The following is a 16350-nucleotide window of genomic DNA, read 5'->3' as shown; positions in this document are numbered from 1 at the left end:
CCCCAACGGACCGATGCACCGCATTGCAGGTTCACAATCTGTTTCGTACACAGGCCGAAAATACCACAGTGGGAGTACGTCTATGCACAAGAACAGGTCTCCACGAAAACAGGGTCGGGTTATCCATGCCATTGGAAATCGCCCTGAGTTCGCAAGCGCAGAAAGCGCTTCCCCCCAGCACCCACCCAAAACTGGGCGTATCAAGCAAGCACCAGAGGTTTCATCGATATGCCCTTCAGAGGATTTTTAGGCCCTCCCTAGGAAACGGCAGATCTGACTAGAATACTGCGCCGCCGATCAGCGTTATTCAGTATACCACGAATCGAATCAATATACAATATATTCTGCATATACAAACTGCAAATTTTTTTCACATATGTATATTATTCTTTTTCCCAAAATCATGATCCATTACCGGCCCTGCGGCAAAAAATACCCCCGTCTGCTTCATTCAGACGGGGGCAACTGCTCCAATAGCGTGCTATGATTCGTAGATAGGGCCTCCTGCAAGATGCTCCAAAAGGTCCCGGAACTGAGGATACTGTTTGATCAAAAGCTCCTGATCTCCATCCTCATAGTCGTGAAATTCCATTCCAGGAGCCATGGAAGTGCCCAACAGCGCCCATTGGCCGCCAGGGACCAGCCGAGTTCCCTGCCAGGTGCCTCTCGGCACCGTCAGCTGGAGCTCCTCACCATGCAGAATATCCTGCCCCATTCGGACCACTTTTCCGGTTCCATCTGGATAGAGCTGCAGCATTTCCACCGGGTCTCCCAGATAAAAGTGAAAAATCTCCTCCGTAGGTAAGCGGTGCATTCTGGAAAAACATGCGCCACTGATAAGGTACAAAATCGCAGAACAGAGTGTGTGATCCCCTTTTCTACCGGGAATCACTGCTTCCGGCAGCACCTCGTCGCTGATATACGTTTGGCAGAATACGCCGCCTTCGCGGTCCAGGGGCACCATGTGGAATCTCTCTTTAATTTGTTCTGGTGTTAGATTCATTGTGTGATTCTCCATGCCGTTTTTTTCTGGACACCTCTCGCACATAGCAGCTGCTGGCCAGCGCAATGATGGAGAGAATGTAGGGGAACATTTTAATAATGGATGATGGGAATGCACTGCTGTTAAGCTCTACACGAATTCCCAGCGCATCGGCAAATCCAAAGAGGATACTGACTGCCCAGGTAATAAACGGATTTCCGTTCCCAAAAATCAGAGCAGAAAATGCAGTGAAGCCGCGGCCCTGCACCATATCTTCCGTAAAGCCAGAGACAGAAACTGTGGAGAGATAGGTGCCGGCAATCCCACAGAGCATCCCTGACCAGAGAATCGCAAACAAGGCAACTTTATTGGGCTTGATTCCTCCACTCTCCACACATTCTGGCAATTCCCCAATTGCGCAGGCAGCCACGCCAAACGGCGTTTTATAGAGAAGCAGTGCTGTCAGAATAACCATGACAAACGCAAAATAGGTCAAAAGGTTTTGCTCGCCAAAAATTCCGCCAAGAATGGGAATATTCTGAATGATAGGAATTTCAATGTTTGGGAGCTTTCCCATGACGTCAGCGCGCAGGGTTCCTTGTGTATGATAAATCGCTCTGAGTAAAAAGGAGGTTAAGCCAACGCTTAAAAGATTGATGCCAATGCCTGTAATGATTTTATTGGCCTCCAGCTTCAATACAGCCAGTGCAAACAGCAAAGACATCAGCATACCCGCCAGAGCGGCAAAAGCTAATCCGGCCACAATACTCCCGCCAAAGGCGATTTCTCCGCAAATCACCGCAAAGGAGCCCATCAGCATCATCCCCTCCAGTCCGATGTTGAAAATTCCTGCCTTTTGACAGAAAACACCACCCAGAGCCGCCAGGGTTACAGGAGTTGCGATACGGACGGACGCAGCTACCATGTCGTTTATAGAGGCAATATCCACTCAGCCCCCCTCCTTTCGCGTGCCCTGTCTCTTCCTGTATACCTCTCTCAGCCATCCAAAGCTAAAATGGGCACTGATGGTAAAGATGATGATTCCACGCACCACATCAATCAGGGAACTGGGAATATCGGCAATTCTCTGCATAATATTGGAACCGTTTTTTAGTGCTGCAAAGAAAAAGGATGTCAGGAGAATTCCAAACGGATTATTGCTGGCAAGCAGCGCAATAACAACCCCATCATTTCCCATGGAATTGCTAAATCGGATCGGAAAGCGGTGGTGCACCCCCATGACCTCAATCGCTCCCGCAGCTCCAGCAATGGCGCCGCTGAGAATCATCGCGGCAAGAATCACTCTTCCAGAACGGATTCCGCCATATTGTGCAAAATTGGGGTTGGCGCCACAGAGTTTCAGCTCATATCCAAAGCGTGTTTTGTAGAAGATAAAAGCCATGCCGATCAGCAGTGCCAGCATGATATAAAGGCCTGTATTTGCATTGGAATCTCCTAACCAGGAGAGGTTTGTCAGCCAGGTATTTTCCGGGATATAATTGGTGGAACGTGCATTGGCCAGTGTGCCGTCACCCAGCATAGGTCCCAATACCAGATAGTCTGTAAAATAATAGGCAATATAGTTCAGGAGAATGGTGACGACTACCTCATCACACTTGAGCTTAATTTTCAACAATGCCGGAAGAATGGCGAACAAGGCTCCCGCAATAACGGCAAACGCAATAGTTGCCAGAATCGCCACTGGCCGTGGCGCATCACCCAGCTGCATGGAGATGTAAGTGGCACCGATAGCACCCAAATAGAGCTGGCCGTCAACGCCCATATTAAAGAGATTCATCCGAAATGTCAGCGCAACTGCCAGCCCCATCATGCCATAGGGTATCATCCATCGGACCGTCCCGCCGATATCTGTGCTGATGCTTTTATAAATTGCCTTGAATACAATCCAGGGGTCATAGCCTGTGACCAGCAGAAACAGGCTTGTCAGCAGCAGAGCGACCATGATAAGCACAATCTGTCTCAATAAGGTCCTGCCCGCTGAAGATGCTTTTTGGCTGCTGACCAATTTGCTGAAAACTTGACTGACGTTCATAGCGCATCCTCATCTAATGTCATGTTTCTGGAGCCAGCCATATAAAGTCCCAGCTCCTCCTCCGTAGTCTCCTCCGGACGGAAGGAGCCAACGATCTCACCCTCATACATCACCACAATGCGGTCAGAGAGCGTCATGATCTCTTCTAGTTCTGCTGAGATCAGGAGGATGGCCTTTCCGCTGTCCCGCAGAGCGACCAGTTGTTTGCGGATATATTCAATCGCTCCAATGTCAACGCCTCGTGTCGGCTGGGCCGCGATTAAAAGTTCTGGATCAGCGTCCATCTCCCGCGCCAAGATCACCTTTTGCATGTTGCCTCCAGAGAGGGTTCCAAGGGCATACTCTGAATTAGGGACTTTAATGGCAAACTCTGAGATCAACTGCTCGGCATGTCTGCGCATCTCGTCCTGCTTCAAAATACCTCCTCTGCAGTACTGCTTTTCATAGTAACGATCCAGCATGATGTTTTCCATGATACTGCAGCTCTTGGCTCCACCCACAGCAATGCGGTCCTCCGGAATGTGGGACATTTTGCTCTTCCGGCGCATACGGACAGGTGCGCGGCTCAACTCCTGGTCGTAAATCTGGATGGACCCACTAGCTACGGGGACAAGACCTGTCAATGCGTTTACAAGCTCGGACTGACCGTTTCCCTCTACCCCGCAGACACCTAAAATTTCGCCCTTTCTAACTGAAAAGGAAACTTGGTTGACAGCCTTTTGCCCTCGTTCATTGTAGACATTCAGGCGGCGGACCCGGAGGACTTTTTCTGTATAGGCAGATGTATCGGCCTTGGGAATCCGCAGATTCACTTCGCGGCCGACCATCAAATTGGCAAGTGCTCTCTCATTGGTTTTCGCTGTCTCTACAACACCTGTCACCACGCCTTTTCGCATGATTGTGACCGTATCAGTCGCCGCCATTACCTCCTTGAGCTTGTGGGTAATGATGATGATGGAACAGCCCTGCGCCTTGAGCCGCTTCATCATCTGAATCAGCTCCTCCACCTCCTGCGGGGTTAGAACGGCCGTAGGTTCGTCAAGAATCAGAATCTTTGCCCCACGGTACAGTGCCTTTACGATTTCCACGCGCTGCATCTGTCCGATAGAGAGCTGATAGACCTTGGCATCCAAGTCCAGCTGGAAGGAGTATCGCTCCAGGATTTCACGGACCTTGGCTTTTGCAGTTTTTAAATCAATGAAGGGGCCGCTCATCGGGGCCTTTCCCATAATCATATTCTGAATCACCGAGAGGGACGGTGCCAGCATAAAATGCTGATGAACCATTCCGATTCCCAATGCAATGGCGTCCTTTGGCGAATGAATCTGAACCTCGTTTCCAAATACCTTGATCGTACCGGAGGTTGGCCTTTGCATGCCATACAGCTGGTTCATAATCGTGGATTTGCCCGCGCCGTTTTCGCCAACCAATCCGTGGATTTCGCCTTCCCGAACCACCAGTGTGACATGATCGTTGGCGAGTACTCCCGGATATTCCTTGACGATATCAATCATTTCAACAGCATTCATCGCATAACTCCGCTTTTCTATAAAATGGTGTCGGATGCAGGCAGACAGCCCCGCCTGCGTCCGACACCCACAGCACTACATCTCTCTATAAATGGTAGATCAATAATTTCTCACGCGATCCATGGAGGGCGGCTCAATGTCGTGGACAACCTCAATCTCACCGTTCTGGATGGCCTCAATGGCTTTTTCGCCCACTTCCCGAGCGGCGGCAATGGTCTCCGCCTTTTCAGGAAGAGCCTCAGCCAAGGCGTCCAGAAGCGTCAGATCCACATAATAGGTGCCGCTGGCAATGTTCATGTAGCCATGCTCTCCGCCGGGGAAGCTATCTTCCACAAAATACTTGATAGCCTGATAGACATTCTCGCCAAAGTCAATGCCCATATAGGCGTAGAAGCCATTGGGGCAAAGGGCGGAGTTGTCACTGACATCGCCGGATACATAAATGCCAGCCTTATTTGCCGCCTCAATGACGCCGATCTGACTGTTGCCAGCATCCGTCTGGATAGCGTCTACCCCTTCAGCAATCATGGCGTTGGCGATCTCCTTCGCCTTAGCGGGGTCCTCGTAGCTGTTAACGGACATGAATTTTACATCGACATCCGGATTTACGGAGAGAGCTCCCTGCATAAAGCCGCTGGCGGCCTCACAGACGCCGCTGGCCTCATCGCCGCTGATATAGCCCAGAACGCCGGATTCGCTCAGCGTTGCGGCAATCGCGCCAGTAACGTACGTGCACTCCTCACCGCGGTATTCTGTATCCCACACATTTGCATAGGTTTCGCCGTCTACATTGATGTTCTGGAAAATCGCCGCGAACTTGACGTCGGGATAATCTGCCGCTACAGCCTTGGTCGCCTCTGTCATGGGCGAGAACGTGGTTAGAATCAGGTCATAGCCCTCTTTGCCCATGGCGCGGATTTCCTCCTCATAGGAGGCTGCGTCAGTGACCTCCATGGTCTTGACTGTGACGCCAAAATCAGCCTCCGCTCTGGCTGCCCCCTCAAACATCGCGTCCACGGGGCCGAGATCGCCAGACTTCTGATTGGAAATCAGAACAATTTTAGGCGCTTCCTCCCCAGAAGCATCTGATGTTCCGTCCGCGGTGCTACTGTCTCCGGTATTCCCGCCGCATGCAGTGAGCAGCGAAAGCGCCATCCCAGCAGCTAATAGCATAGACATCCACTTCTTCATACTTGTACCTCCCATAAACATATATTTCCCCGTTTAAAAGCGGGTATTTCCAGCATCAACGCTGATGGCCTGTCCGCGAATAATGACAGCATCCTCGCTTGCAAGAAAACGGATCACACGGCCAACCTCATAGGGCTGGATCAAACGGCCCAGCTGAGGCGGTCCCCAGGTCTTGCGCATTTCCTCCATATCGCCTCCGTAGAGCCGGATGGACTCCTCCATGCACTTGCGGAGCATGGCTGTGTCGACAGCACCCGGACAAACTGCGTTGACATTGATTCCATAAGGAGCCCACTCCAGGGCCATGCTCTGTGTCAGGTTCATAACGGCGGCTTTGGAGGCGTTGTAATCGGCCATATCCGCAAAACAAACTTTCGCGGCATTGGAGGCGACATTCACAATGCTGCCTCCAGCATTGCGGGCTTTGAGCCGCTTGACAAATTCTCGGCTCATTTCCATAAGTCCCTTCACGTTGACGTTGAACGTCAAATCCCAATCCTCTTCCCGCATATCGTCAAGCTTATAATAACCAATAATGACGCCAGCAATATTGACTAAAATATCTACCTTTCCAAATGCCTTTTCTGCATCGTCAAAGGTTGTCTTCACGGTTGCCAGGTCCGTTAGGTTCATTTGCGTGGTGGAAATTTTTTCCGATAAAAAGCCTTTTTGAACCAGGTCTGCTTTTGCCTCATCCAGCAAATCCTGCCTCAGGTCTCCCAGTACCACGCTGGCCCCCTCCTCTAAAAATGCCGTCGCGGTTCCTCTGGCCATCATGCAGGAGCCGCCGGAGATGTATACAACACGGTCTTTCATGGATATGGACATTACTTATGCCTCCTCCTGTTTCAAATTTAATTCCAGTTAAAGGCGGGTGCCATTAGAACGCCGCCGTCAACTGTCAGAATCTGCCCTGTAATGAAGCTTGCCAGCGGTGATCCCAGGAAGATCGCCGCATTTCCAAGGTCCTCCGGCGATACCAGGCGGCCCAGCGGCGCACGCTCACAATAGCTCTCTCGCCAACCGGGAACCCACTGATCCAGCATGGGTGCGTCGATCAGCCCTGGTGCAATACAGTTCACACGGATTCCATACTTGCCCCAATCATGTGCTAGACCTTTTGTCAGAAATTCCACAGCTGCCTTGGACGTGCCGTAATGCACCAGAGTATCACTGGGACAGGTTGCATTGATGGAGGAGACATTGATGATGGCCCCTCCGTTTTGCTGCTCCTTCATCACCTTCGCGGCGGCCTGACACACAAAGAACACGCCGCGAGTGTTGCTGCTTTGCATATCGTCCCATTCCTCACAGGTCATATCCAGGTTGTTTTGGTGCGGATAGATACCCGCATTGTTGACAATCACATCAATTCCGCCAAAGGAGCGCACAATACTGTCCATAACGCCTCCAATGGTATCGACTTCCCGCTGGTCCATGCAAAAGGCTTCAGCCTTTACACCCATTGAGGTCAGCTCCGCCACTTTTGCCGCCGCAGCGTCTTGATTTCGATGATAGGTAATTGCCACGTTAGCGCCTGCCTGGGCAAATCTTGTAGCAATGCCCGCGCCTGCGCCTTGTGCAGCCCCTGTGACTACCACATTTTTCCCGGTGTAATCAATCGCTTTGCAAACAATATTTTCTTCCATAACTTCCTCCGAAGCCCACTTTAAAATTGGCCACTCTTCTGCTGGTATTACAAGGTTTCGGTAATGGCCGGACCAAAACCATATTTTAGAAAGCGGAGCTGATTTTGAGCCTTACCGCATTCCGACACAAGATGGATGCCCTTCCATTTTGATAAAAATTAACGGCTCTGGCTTCAGCTGGCGTCCAGTAACTGTGACCGTTCCCGCCAGCACTGCGGCCGCCTCTTGGAATCTGCTGGAATCCTGTGCGTACAACGTGCACAGCGCTTCGCCATGATCGACGGCGTCTCCGATATTCTTGTGGAACACAATTCCGGCCGTATAATCCAACCGGGAGTCCTTTGTCTCACGACCAGCCCCCAGCATCATAGATGCCCGGCCAATCTCTTCTGCGGATAAGATTTGCAGATACCCTGACTGCTTGGCATGAATGGTTCGCTCCGCAGGCTTTTCATAATAGCGCTCTGGATGGGCGATTACGTCATACGCGCCCCCCTGTGCCTGGATGAAGGACTGAAATGCCGCCTGTGCTGCGCCATTTTTCAAGGTAGCCTCGGCCATTTCATAGCATGCCTGGTAAGAACCTTTTCCTGCTAGTGAAAGCATCTGCGCCGCAAGACAGAGGCAGACCTCGGTCAAATCCTCAGGTCCCCTTCCCTGCAACGTCTGTTCCGCCTCCTGGACCTCCAAAAGATTTCCGACCCGCTTTCCAAGCGGACGGTTCATATTGGTAATGACCGCAACCGTTTCCCGGCCATTCATCTCCCCGATCCGAACCATCATCTCCGCAAGCTTTTTGGCCCCATCCAAATCCTTAACAAACGCACCGCTGCCCATTTTGACATCAAGAACCAGTTTGTCCGCTCCGGAAGCCAACTTTTTGCTCATAATGCTGCTGGCAATCAGAGGAATGCTGGCCACGGTGGCGGTAACATCCCGCAGGGCGTAAATTTTCTTGTCAGCAGGGGCAACATTGGCTGTCTGCCCGGTGACCGCCATTCCAATCGCATTGACATTGTGAATGAACTGCTCCTGGGTTAATGAAGTTTGAAAGCCTGGAATCGACTCCAGCTTATCAATGGTGCCTCCTGTACAACCCAAGCCGCGGCCGGACATTTTTGCCATCTTCCCACCGCAGGCAGCAATGATGGGACCGATAATCAAGGTTGTCTTGTCTCCGATGCCACCAGTGCTGTGCTTGTCTACCTTGACTCCATCAATTCCAGATAGATCAATATGTTCCCCGGAGTCTGCCATCACAGCGGTCAGATCCGCAGTTTCCTGGTCCGACATTCCGTTCAGAAACATCGCCATAATCAGTGCCGCGGCCTGATAATCCGGCACCTTTCCGCTGCAAAGCCCCTCTACGAAGAACTGCAGTTCTTCCTTTGTCAGCTCGTGGTGGGCGGCCTTTTTTTCGATCACATCATAAATACGCATATCGTCCCCCGTAAAAGAAACCACTTCTTGTTAATAAATGATTATTTTCTCTTTTATACGTTCTTTTTCTCATATATATTACAAATACAGTCGTTTGTCAACATGTTTTTTTATATTTTTTTCAAAAAGACTAGACTTTTTTTGAAAAGAAGTTTATAGTTAATGATTATAAATTAAAATCTGACAGTATTTTATCACTATGGAGAGGTGTTTTTACATGGCCCGAACTTCTTTGTCGGAGATTGAGCAGCGCAATAACCGCACGCTGGAGTACATGCACAATCATTCCAGTGTCACCGTGGAAGAGCTGGCTCAATATCTCCAAGTGTCCACCGTTACAGTGCGGCGGGACCTCAACTATCTGCTGAACGAAAAAATGGTTTTGCGGACCAGTGCAGGGCATTATGCGCTCAATGAGGACCCTTCCTTTGATGTTGCCTTATTCCAGCGCTATTCCGCCCACCATCTTGAAAAGACGGCCATTGCCCGTGCAGCCTTGGATCTTATTCCGTCCGGAAGCGTTATTGGCCTGGATTCCAGCACGACGGTTCTGGAGCTTGGCAAGCTCTTGTCACAGAAGGAACATTTAACCGTGGTTACAAACAATCTGTTCATTCCAGCATACCTCTGCCAGCACCCAAGTCTAAAGCTGTTTTTGGCTGGCGGCTCTGTATATTTGGCCCAAAACTCTACAGAGGGAGCCGATACCTGCCGTTCTATCTCCTGCTTTCATTACGATATCGTGTTTATATCTGCAAACGCATTTGATTTTGAGCATGGACTGAGTAATCTGGACTTTGAGTCTGTCGATTCCAAGGTGGCTTTTTTGAATCATACGGATCGATGTGTCGTGATGGTGGACAGCTCCAAGATTGGAAAGCATGCGGGCAGAATGTTTCTGCCAACTTCTAAAATTGATGTGGTTGTGACAGACAATGGCGTGACAGAGGATCAGATCACTCAATTTCAGCAGCAGGGGATTACGCTGATTGTGGCGCGGTGATATCCTGCTCCAAACACTGCCGTGAGGGGCGGCGCTTTCAGCAAAAAAGAAGGCAGACGAAAATTCGTCTGCCTTCTTTTTTACGACACAACCGACAAGCTTTAAGGAGATTCAGTTCATCCGTTGCGCCAAGCTATCTGCCAGCTTCTGGAGAAACTCCGTACTGCCCCTCCAAGCCCCGCTTTCCAGCGCATCTTTGGCTTTTTGCGTATAATCCAACACCCGGTGTTCACATGTTTCAAGCCCCAGAAGTGTCACATAGGTGGACTTCTCATTAGAAACGTCAGAGCCGATGGGCTTACCAAACTCCGCTGCATTGCCAATCACGTCCAGCATGTCATCCCGGATTTGAAAGGCCAATCCCAGATTGGTGGCGTAATCTCTGGCGGCAACGATGCAGTTGTCTTCCACCACCCGATGACTGGATGCGGCGATCACGCCCATCATGCAGGCTGCCCGCAACAGTGCCCCGGTCTTTTTGTCATTGATCGCTGTCAACTCTGCCTCGGTATGAGGCTGCCCATCTCCCAATGTGTCCCAATACTGTCCGCCACACATGCCCTGTACACCAGCAGCTTCTGCCAGGATGCAGGCGGCTCTCGCGGCGCCGTCGTGGTGCCAGTTTCCTCCGGCTGTCAGCACCGTCTGGAAGGCAGCTGCTTGGAGCGCATCTCCCGCCAGAGTCGCCACACACTCTCCATATACCTTGTGGCAGGTGGGCTTGCCCCGGCGGAGGTCATCATTATCCATGCAGGGCAGGTCATCATGGATCAGGGAATAGGTGTGCAGCATCTCCACGCCGCAGCCAAAATCCAGCGCCTCCTCCATGGTCCCTCCCGCCGCCTCGCAGAATTTCATGGCAAGGACAGGCCGGATACGCTTCCCTCCGGCCAGAAGACTGTACCGCATGGCCGTTTGCAACCCCTCATCTATAAAAAATTCCAGCAGCCTCGCCTCAACCATCCTGCGGGCCTGCTCCATCTCTTGTACAAAACCCACGTCTCACACCTCCGCTTCTTCAAAGGGCAGTTCCTCCGGCTTTCCCTCTGCACCTTTCATCAGTTTGACCACCTGCTGCTCCGCCTGGTCCAGCTGCCTGGTGCAACCGGCAATCAGCTTTGTTCCCTCCTCAAACAGAGCCAGGGAGTCCGCTAGTGGGACATCCCCTTTCTCCAGCGCCGCCACAATTTCTTCCAGCCGGCCTAGTTGTTGTTCAAAGGTCATCTTTTTTCCGCTCATGGCTATACCTCCTTCCAGGGCTTGTCCACCGTACAGGTAAAGCCGCCCTCTCCCAAAGTAATGTTGATCTGGTCACCAACAGCCGCATCCTGGTAAGTTTTCACCAGCCGGCCGGCCTTATCTTGGACTATAGCATAGCCACGGCTCAGGACCTTCAAGGGACTCATGGCGTCCAATGCTGCCGCCAGCGCGGAAAACTGTTCCCGCCTGCGCCCAACCCATGCGCCGGAGAGGTCGCCAAGCCTCTGCTGGACATGGAGCAGTTCCATCCGCCTGTCCTCCACATAGGCAAGATGATCCGTCAGTACCCGTTTTTTCGCCAGAGAATCCAGCCTTTGACGCAGAGCATCCAGCCGGGCTGTCTCACTCTGGGCCAGCCGCTCGCCAACATCTTGAAGGCGGCGGCGAAGATCCATCTGATCCGGGACGGCGATCTCCGCCGCATTGGACGGCGTAGAGGCTCTGGCGTCCGCCACGAAATCCGAGATTGTAACGTCCGGCTCATGCCCCACAGCGGAAATAACCGGTGTCTCACAATGATAAATGGCCCTGGCAACCCGCTCGTCGTTGAACGCCCATAGGTCCTCCATGGAGCCACCGCCCCGGCCGGTGATAATCACATCCCCGATTTTCCAGCGGTCTGCATATCGGATGGCTCCCGCAATCTCCGGCGGAGCCTCTGCTCCCTGCACCCGGACTGGAAGGAGAATCACTTTAGCCATCGGATAGCGCCGCCGCAAAATCCGGAGCATATCGTGAATGGCGGCTCCCGCCGCTGAGGTGACAACGGCAATTCGCTCAGGAAAGAGGGGCAGCGGTTTTTTATGGGCCGGATCAAAGAGTCCTTCACTATAGAGCTCGGCCTTTAACTGTTCAAAGGCCACTGCCAGATCGCCTACGCCCTCCGGCGTGAGTGTATTGCAATAGAGCTGATAGGCCCCATCCCGGGGAAATACGCTCACCCGCCCTGTCACAACCACCCGCATGCCGTTTTCCGGGCGAAAACGGAGCCGCATCGCCGCGCTTTTGAACATGACGCATCGAAGGGCCCCCTCCGGGTCCTTGAGTGAAAAGTAGTGATGCCCTGAGGGATAGATTTTATAGTTGGACAGTTCCCCCCGCACTGAGATGTTCTGCAGCATGGGCTCACTGTCCAGCAGCAGTTTCACCAAATGGTTCACCTCAGTAACACCGAATATATGTTGTTCCATGGCCCCTCCCTGTTTGGCGCAGTTAAAGAAAAAAGCAGAGCTGACAAGCGGCAACTATACCGCCCTGCTCCGCTTTTTCATTTAAGACTCAGAGACCTCTTGCCGTGCAAAGCTGCCCAGAATACCGTTGATAAACTTCACCGTCTCCGGTGTCTCATATTTTTTGGCAATCTCCACCGCCTCGTTGATCGCGGCGCTGTTTGGAATATCCGGCATGTACAAGACCTCGTACATAGCGACCCGCATGATCGCAGATGCCACTAAAGGAATTCGGTCAAAGTTCCAGCCCTTAGCATATTTGGAAATATAGCTGTCCAGCTCCGCGGCATGATCGTCCACCCCCTTGACCAAGCGGCGGATATACGCCGCCTGTTTGGCGTTGGGAGCCTCCGCATAGATGGGATCCTCCTCGGCCAAGGCAGAAAAAGTCTCTGCCGTCAACCGTTGGTCCAGTAGCGTGTCAATCGGAGTATTGTTGAAACTCAATTCGTACGAGAGGTGGATTGCAATTTCTCGTGCAGTATTCCGCAGCATATACTTGTTACGTCCTTTTCTCTATCTTAGTCTAACGTCACGCCGCCCACATGGATGTTGACGGCCCCTACCGGACAGCCTGTCATAGCCTCTACTGCGGAGCTGACTGCTTTTTGTGCGTTTTCCGCCACCTCATGGATCGCGGTTCCGTACCGCACGGTCAGGTACAGGTCCAGCACCAGAGCCGTGCCTGTCATATCAATCTTTACGCCGCGGACACCCTTTTGCGCATTTTTTTTATTGCTCATCAGGTCTGTGACGCTGCCACCCAAATTGGTCATCATGCCGGACACGCCCTCCACCTCGCGGACAGCTCCCACAGCGATGGCGGCAATAACTTCCTCTGAGATGTTGATGCTTCCGTTTTCCTCTGGCTGAGTCATATATTCCTTGCTTTCGGCCATGATCTTGATTCTCCTTAATTTGTTCATCCTTAGTAAACGTCCAGGTTTTTAGAGTGTTATTATACCATGTCATCCAGGAAAATACAACAGCTAATTTGCTGCCATGATCTTGATCCCGCTGGCAGCAAGCCCAGTTTCCGCCATGGCGATATCCGTGATTTTCGCCACATCCTCCGCTGTCAATTCCCCTGTCTGCGTGGCTACCACCACACTGATGCTCTCGTCTCCCATAAAGGCCACACAGTCTGTATATCCCTTGGCGGTGACTAGATTCTCAATCTGTGCCTCTTTCAGGGTATAAGAAGCCAGCACCTGGATGCCCTCGCTGGCCTCATTGGCCGTAGCCGTATCCGCGCCCTCCTGGGCTGCGGCCTCCTGAAGAAGAGAGATGGCATTGTCCCTCGCCTGCTGCCGGGTCAGCCGTGCGGAGGCAAAGTAATCTGATCCGGTGTAGACCCCTGTTTCATCCGGCAGACTGCTGTTTTCCTCGCTGCCTTCCTGTTCGCCGTCCTGTCCGGAGACCAGGGTTGCCTCTCCCAAAATTTTTGTGTCAGAGTCCTGGCCGCCCTGTACGGCTGTTTCTCCAGAATATCGCCAGTTTAACGCCACCGCTGCACACACCAAAACCGCCATTGTAGCCACCACCGTGTTTCGCTTCCATCTTGTGCTCATGGGTCTCTTCCTCCTCCAGATAATTACTGCCATTTTGCCACTGTGATGCGGTCTGCGGAAAGTCCGGTCAGCGCCGATACTGCCTCCGTCACCGCCAGCTTCACCTGTGCCTGGTCCCCTCCCTGACACACCACCAATGCCCCGCGATATGTTGGATAGAGGAGCTGGGTCACAACCACTTCGTCTCTGGACCCGGCGTCCACCAAAACCGTCTCGGATTGCCTGGAATAGTCCGAGGGGGCCAGTGTATCTCCGCTGTACGTCAACTCGGTGTCCTGAGCCAGTTGACGCTCTCCATCGGTGTCCAGCGTCAGCATCACCCGCACCTGACCGACACCACTGATGGCGCCGAGAATACTCTCCATCTCCGTTTGAATATCCCGAGTCTCCTCCGTCCTTTCGGGCTCGAGGGTCTGCGTCTTCCCACTCGGCCATAGCAGCAGCCCTGCGCCGATCAGCACTACGAAAACCGCGTATTTGTACCTGTCCCATAGCTTTTGCACTCCTTCAGTTTTCCACTTCATTCCAAGTCTGCCTCCCCCGCGGAATTCCCAGCTCATCCTCTATGTACACGGCCAGAGCCTCGCTCCTTGGTCCGACAAGTTCCGCCGACCAAGGCACCGGCACGCCGCCATCTCCGGACTCAGCACGCACCTTCGCCGTCACAACAAGCCCCAGCGTGTTCGCTTTGTCCGATATATATGCGGCTGTCCGCTCCTCTATGAGTTTTGCCAACTCTGTTTTTCCGTTTTCCTCTAGTTCTTGCTGCCGGTCCTGGATAGCCGCTTCATAGGTATGCAGCCGCAGCTCCAAACGGCTCAAATCCATGCCCAGTACTGGGCACAGCAGAGTTACCATCAGAATCAACCCTCCGGTGAAAGAGGCGATTTTCCGGATGGGCCCCTCTGGAATGAGCACCTGGACCACGGAGAGCAGCATGGCGACTACCACAACCGCGGCAAGCCACTCCTGAATCGCGTGCATCATGGCATCACCGCCGCTACAGAGGAATAGACCGAGATCAGCAAAAGCAACGCGCAGCCACCGGTCATTCCCAGCACCAGACCAAAGGCGCCTCCCAGTCCATCCACCAGCTTGCAAAGCCCTGGGGTACCCAGGGTACCTGCCAGAAATGCTGTCAGCTTGTACAACAGGTATTGAATGCCAAGCTGCAAAAAGGGATATGCGCAGGCCGCTAGAATGGCTAACATCCCAAAAATACCGATGGTATTTCGCAGCATGCCGGCACCCAAGAGCACTGTTTCCGATGCCTCAGCGATAATACCGCCCACCACAGGCACCACGCCTGAAATAGCCGTTTTTGCTACCTTCACGGTCGTTCCGTCCACAGCGCCGGAAATGACCCGTACCACAGAGAGATACACTGTAAAAAGTAACAGAGAGCTGGTCAAAATCCATGTAATCGCTTTTTTCAACCCCTCCGCGATGGTCCACAGACGGCTTTCCGACATACATGCGCCTGCTGTCATCGCTCCGATGTAAAGATAGACCATCGGCATTAAAAGACCGTTGATCAGGTTCATCAGCAGGTCTGCGAAAAACACTGTACTCACCTGCTGGAAGGTGGCTGTCGTGATAGCCCCAGAAGCCGCCGTGGCTGCCGCCAGGGTGGGAAGCAATGCTTTGGAAAACAGGTTCAGCTCTTGGATCGTCTCTGCACCCAGACCAATCAACATATCCAGGCTTCCCGCTGTCAGTACCGTGATCGACAGTGCACCTGCCATGGACAAAAATAACGGTTGTTTTCCGCCAGTGTTCTCCAGCGCAGCACAGAGTACCACCACCAGCAAGACTGACACTGCACCCTGAAGCCGCTGGCGCAGAATATCTCCAAATTGATTCTGGAGATGCTTCAGAATCAGGGCAATGCCCTCTGTGAGTCCATCCGCATCGGAAAAATCCAAATTTTTCTCATCCTTCATCAGTTCTTCTGCACTCTCCGGCAGTGCATCCTTCAAATCATCCGGCAGCTCAGTTGCATATACATCCAAGGTCAAAAGCATCAGCAGTCCCACTAACAAAATGAGTCTTTTCATTCGATGAACTCCAACAGCAGCGACAGAACGGCTCGCAGCAGTGGCAGCGCCGCCAGCAATGCACAGGCGGCCCCTGCAGTCTCTACCACCGCCGCCAAGGCGGATTCCCCTGCGTCCCTGCACAGCTCTCCCCCCACCTTTACAACCAGGGCGATTCCCACTGTTTTATAGAGTGGGATCAGCAGCTGCTGAGAGATGCCGCTCCGCTCTCCCAGCTCATTGAAAAATGATAGTAGTTCCTCCACAGTTCCAGCCAGGGACAACAGAACCACTACCACAGCTCCCAGCGCCAACAGCAGGGCCATTTCCGGACTTCCCCGCCGCACTACCACGGCCAGCAGTGCACCGACCAGGCAAAGAGCCGTCACCTGGAAGACCTGCTCCAT

Annotated in this window: 19 protein-coding genes; 1 reads left to right on the top strand and 18 read right to left on the bottom strand. The window is 52.6% G+C overall.

Annotated features, from left to right (window positions below):
- Nucleotides 1-481: 481 nt before the first annotated feature.
- The 8 genes from KJS55_RS15590 to KJS55_RS15555 all read right to left on the bottom strand — a co-directional run bounded on the left by KJS55_RS15590 (nt 482) and on the right by KJS55_RS15555 (nt 8844).
- Nucleotides 482-1003 carry a cupin domain-containing protein gene (locus KJS55_RS15590; protein ID WP_187028466.1) on the bottom strand — a complete coding sequence of 174 codons (522 nt, stop codon included), beginning with the start codon at nt 1001-1003 and terminating at the stop codon, nt 482-484.
- Nucleotides 978-1931 carry an ABC transporter permease gene (locus tag KJS55_RS15585; RefSeq protein ID WP_213543802.1) on the bottom strand — a complete coding sequence of 318 codons (954 nt, stop codon included), beginning with the start codon at nt 1929-1931 and terminating at the stop codon, nt 978-980. The genes KJS55_RS15590 and KJS55_RS15585 overlap by 26 nt, the downstream gene beginning before the upstream one ends.
- Nucleotides 1932-3035 carry an ABC transporter permease gene (locus KJS55_RS15580; protein ID WP_187028470.1) on the bottom strand — a complete coding sequence of 368 codons (1104 nt, stop codon included), beginning with the start codon at nt 3033-3035 and terminating at the stop codon, nt 1932-1934.
- Nucleotides 3032-4564, bottom strand: coding sequence for an ABC transporter ATP-binding protein (locus tag KJS55_RS15575; RefSeq protein ID WP_213543801.1), 1533 nt, complete (start codon nt 4562-4564; stop codon nt 3032-3034). The genes KJS55_RS15580 and KJS55_RS15575 overlap by 4 nt, the downstream gene beginning before the upstream one ends.
- 99 nt (nt 4565-4663) lie before the next feature.
- Nucleotides 4664-5755: a BMP family ABC transporter substrate-binding protein gene (locus KJS55_RS15570; RefSeq protein WP_213543800.1), complete on the bottom strand. Its 1092-nt coding sequence runs from the start codon at nt 5753-5755 to the stop codon at nt 4664-4666.
- Between the two features lie 33 nt (nt 5756-5788).
- Entirely contained in the window at nt 5789-6583 is a 795-nt protein-coding gene (locus KJS55_RS15565; RefSeq protein ID WP_187028476.1) for an SDR family NAD(P)-dependent oxidoreductase, read from the bottom strand.
- Nucleotides 6584-6609: 26 nt separating this feature from the next.
- Entirely contained in the window at nt 6610-7404 is a 795-nt protein-coding gene (locus KJS55_RS15560) for an SDR family NAD(P)-dependent oxidoreductase (RefSeq protein ID WP_187028478.1), read from the bottom strand.
- 111 nt (nt 7405-7515) lie between these two features.
- Nucleotides 7516-8844 carry a thymidine phosphorylase gene (locus KJS55_RS15555; RefSeq protein ID WP_213543799.1) on the bottom strand — a complete coding sequence of 443 codons (1329 nt, stop codon included), beginning with the start codon at nt 8842-8844 and terminating at the stop codon, nt 7516-7518.
- A 217-nt stretch (nt 8845-9061) separates the two neighbouring features.
- Here KJS55_RS15555 and KJS55_RS15550 point away from each other — a divergent pair, with 217 nt between their 5' ends.
- Complete coding sequence (locus KJS55_RS15550; RefSeq protein WP_187028482.1) at nt 9062-9847, top strand: DeoR/GlpR family DNA-binding transcription regulator; 786 nt, start codon at nt 9062-9064, stop codon at nt 9845-9847.
- A 111-nt stretch (nt 9848-9958) separates the two neighbouring features.
- On the opposite strand, the gene KJS55_RS15545 is transcribed toward KJS55_RS15550, so the two are convergent.
- The 10 genes from KJS55_RS15545 to KJS55_RS15500 all read right to left on the bottom strand — a co-directional run bounded on the left by KJS55_RS15545 (nt 9959) and on the right by KJS55_RS15500 (nt 16350).
- On the bottom strand, nt 9959-10846 hold the full coding sequence (locus KJS55_RS15545) for a polyprenyl synthetase family protein (protein ID WP_228300585.1): 888 nt from the start codon (nt 10844-10846) through the stop codon (nt 9959-9961).
- A 3-nt stretch (nt 10847-10849) separates the two neighbouring features.
- Nucleotides 10850-11086 (bottom strand): exodeoxyribonuclease VII small subunit, encoded by a 237-nt coding sequence (xseB, locus tag KJS55_RS15540; RefSeq protein WP_187028484.1) that lies wholly within the window; start codon nt 11084-11086, stop codon nt 10850-10852.
- A 2-nt stretch (nt 11087-11088) separates the two neighbouring features.
- Nucleotides 11089-12297 carry an exodeoxyribonuclease VII large subunit gene (gene xseA / locus KJS55_RS15535; RefSeq protein WP_213543798.1) on the bottom strand — a complete coding sequence of 403 codons (1209 nt, stop codon included), beginning with the start codon at nt 12295-12297 and terminating at the stop codon, nt 11089-11091.
- 81 nt (nt 12298-12378) lie between these two features.
- Complete coding sequence (gene nusB, locus KJS55_RS15530; RefSeq protein ID WP_213543797.1) at nt 12379-12831, bottom strand: transcription antitermination factor NusB; 453 nt, start codon at nt 12829-12831, stop codon at nt 12379-12381.
- A gap of 26 nt (nt 12832-12857) precedes the next feature.
- A complete protein-coding gene (locus KJS55_RS15525) occupies nt 12858-13235 on the bottom strand; it encodes an Asp23/Gls24 family envelope stress response protein (RefSeq protein ID WP_187028491.1) in 378 nt (125 codons plus the stop codon).
- A gap of 90 nt (nt 13236-13325) precedes the next feature.
- On the bottom strand, nt 13326-13907 hold the full coding sequence (locus KJS55_RS15520) for a SpoIIIAH-like family protein (RefSeq protein WP_187028493.1): 582 nt from the start codon (nt 13905-13907) through the stop codon (nt 13326-13328).
- Between the two features lie 23 nt (nt 13908-13930).
- On the bottom strand, nt 13931-14431 hold the full coding sequence (locus tag KJS55_RS15515) for a stage III sporulation protein AG (RefSeq protein WP_187028495.1): 501 nt from the start codon (nt 14429-14431) through the stop codon (nt 13931-13933).
- The gene (locus KJS55_RS15510; protein WP_213543796.1) at nt 14415-14894 is read right to left on the bottom strand and encodes a stage III sporulation protein AF; all 480 of its coding nucleotides are present in this window, start codon (nt 14892-14894) and stop codon (nt 14415-14417) included. The genes KJS55_RS15515 and KJS55_RS15510 overlap by 17 nt, the downstream gene beginning before the upstream one ends.
- On the bottom strand, nt 14891-15964 hold the full coding sequence (locus KJS55_RS15505; RefSeq protein ID WP_187028499.1) for a stage III sporulation protein AE: 1074 nt from the start codon (nt 15962-15964) through the stop codon (nt 14891-14893). The genes KJS55_RS15510 and KJS55_RS15505 overlap by 4 nt, the downstream gene beginning before the upstream one ends.
- Nucleotides 15961-16350: a SpoIIIAC/SpoIIIAD family protein gene (locus KJS55_RS15500; protein ID WP_187028501.1), complete on the bottom strand. Its 390-nt coding sequence runs from the start codon at nt 16348-16350 to the stop codon at nt 15961-15963. Before KJS55_RS15500 ends, KJS55_RS15505 begins: the two co-directional genes overlap by 4 nt.

It is taken from the genome of Pusillibacter faecalis, from assembly GCF_018408705.1.
GTDB lineage: Bacteria > Bacillota > Clostridia > Oscillospirales > Oscillospiraceae > Oscillibacter > Oscillibacter faecalis.
This window is presented reverse-complemented; position numbering and strand designations above follow the sequence as displayed.

Excerpts from the sequence above, each read along its gene's own strand:
- KJS55_RS15590 (WP_187028466.1), bottom strand. The coding sequence starts at position 1,003 with ATGAATCTAACACCAGAACAAATTAAAGAGAGATTCCACATGGTGCCC.
- KJS55_RS15580 (WP_187028470.1), bottom strand. The coding sequence starts at position 3,035 with ATGAACGTCAGTCAAGTTTTCAGCAAATTGGTCAGCAGCCAAAAAGCA.
- KJS55_RS15575 (WP_213543801.1), bottom strand. The coding sequence starts at position 4,564 with ATGAATGCTGTTGAAATGATTGATATCGTCAAGGAATATCCGGGAGTA.
- KJS55_RS15570 (WP_213543800.1), bottom strand. The coding sequence starts at position 5,755 with ATGAAGAAGTGGATGTCTATGCTATTAGCTGCTGGGATGGCGCTTTCG.
- KJS55_RS15565 (WP_187028476.1), bottom strand. The coding sequence starts at position 6,583 with ATGTCCATATCCATGAAAGACCGTGTTGTATACATCTCCGGCGGCTCC.
- KJS55_RS15560 (WP_187028478.1), bottom strand. The coding sequence starts at position 7,404 with ATGGAAGAAAATATTGTTTGCAAAGCGATTGATTACACCGGGAAAAAT.
- KJS55_RS15555 (WP_213543799.1), bottom strand. The coding sequence starts at position 8,844 with ATGCGTATTTATGATGTGATCGAAAAAAAGGCCGCCCACCACGAGCTG.
- KJS55_RS15550 (WP_187028482.1), top strand. The coding sequence starts at position 9,062 with ATGGCCCGAACTTCTTTGTCGGAGATTGAGCAGCGCAATAACCGCACG.
- xseB (WP_187028484.1), bottom strand. The coding sequence starts at position 11,086 with ATGAGCGGAAAAAAGATGACCTTTGAACAACAACTAGGCCGGCTGGAA.
- xseA (WP_213543798.1), bottom strand. The coding sequence starts at position 12,297 with ATGGAACAACATATATTCGGTGTTACTGAGGTGAACCATTTGGTGAAA.
- nusB (WP_213543797.1), bottom strand. The coding sequence starts at position 12,831 with ATGCTGCGGAATACTGCACGAGAAATTGCAATCCACCTCTCGTACGAA.
- KJS55_RS15525 (WP_187028491.1), bottom strand. The coding sequence starts at position 13,235 with ATGGCCGAAAGCAAGGAATATATGACTCAGCCAGAGGAAAACGGAAGC.
- KJS55_RS15520 (WP_187028493.1), bottom strand. The coding sequence starts at position 13,907 with ATGAGCACAAGATGGAAGCGAAACACGGTGGTGGCTACAATGGCGGTT.
- KJS55_RS15515 (WP_187028495.1), bottom strand. The coding sequence starts at position 14,431 with ATGAAGTGGAAAACTGAAGGAGTGCAAAAGCTATGGGACAGGTACAAA.
- KJS55_RS15510 (WP_213543796.1), bottom strand. The coding sequence starts at position 14,894 with ATGATGCACGCGATTCAGGAGTGGCTTGCCGCGGTTGTGGTAGTCGCC.
- KJS55_RS15505 (WP_187028499.1), bottom strand. The coding sequence starts at position 15,964 with ATGAAAAGACTCATTTTGTTAGTGGGACTGCTGATGCTTTTGACCTTG.
- KJS55_RS15500 (WP_187028501.1), bottom strand. The coding sequence starts at position 16,350 with ATGGAGCAGGTCTTCCAGGTGACGGCTCTTTGCCTGGTCGGTGCACTG.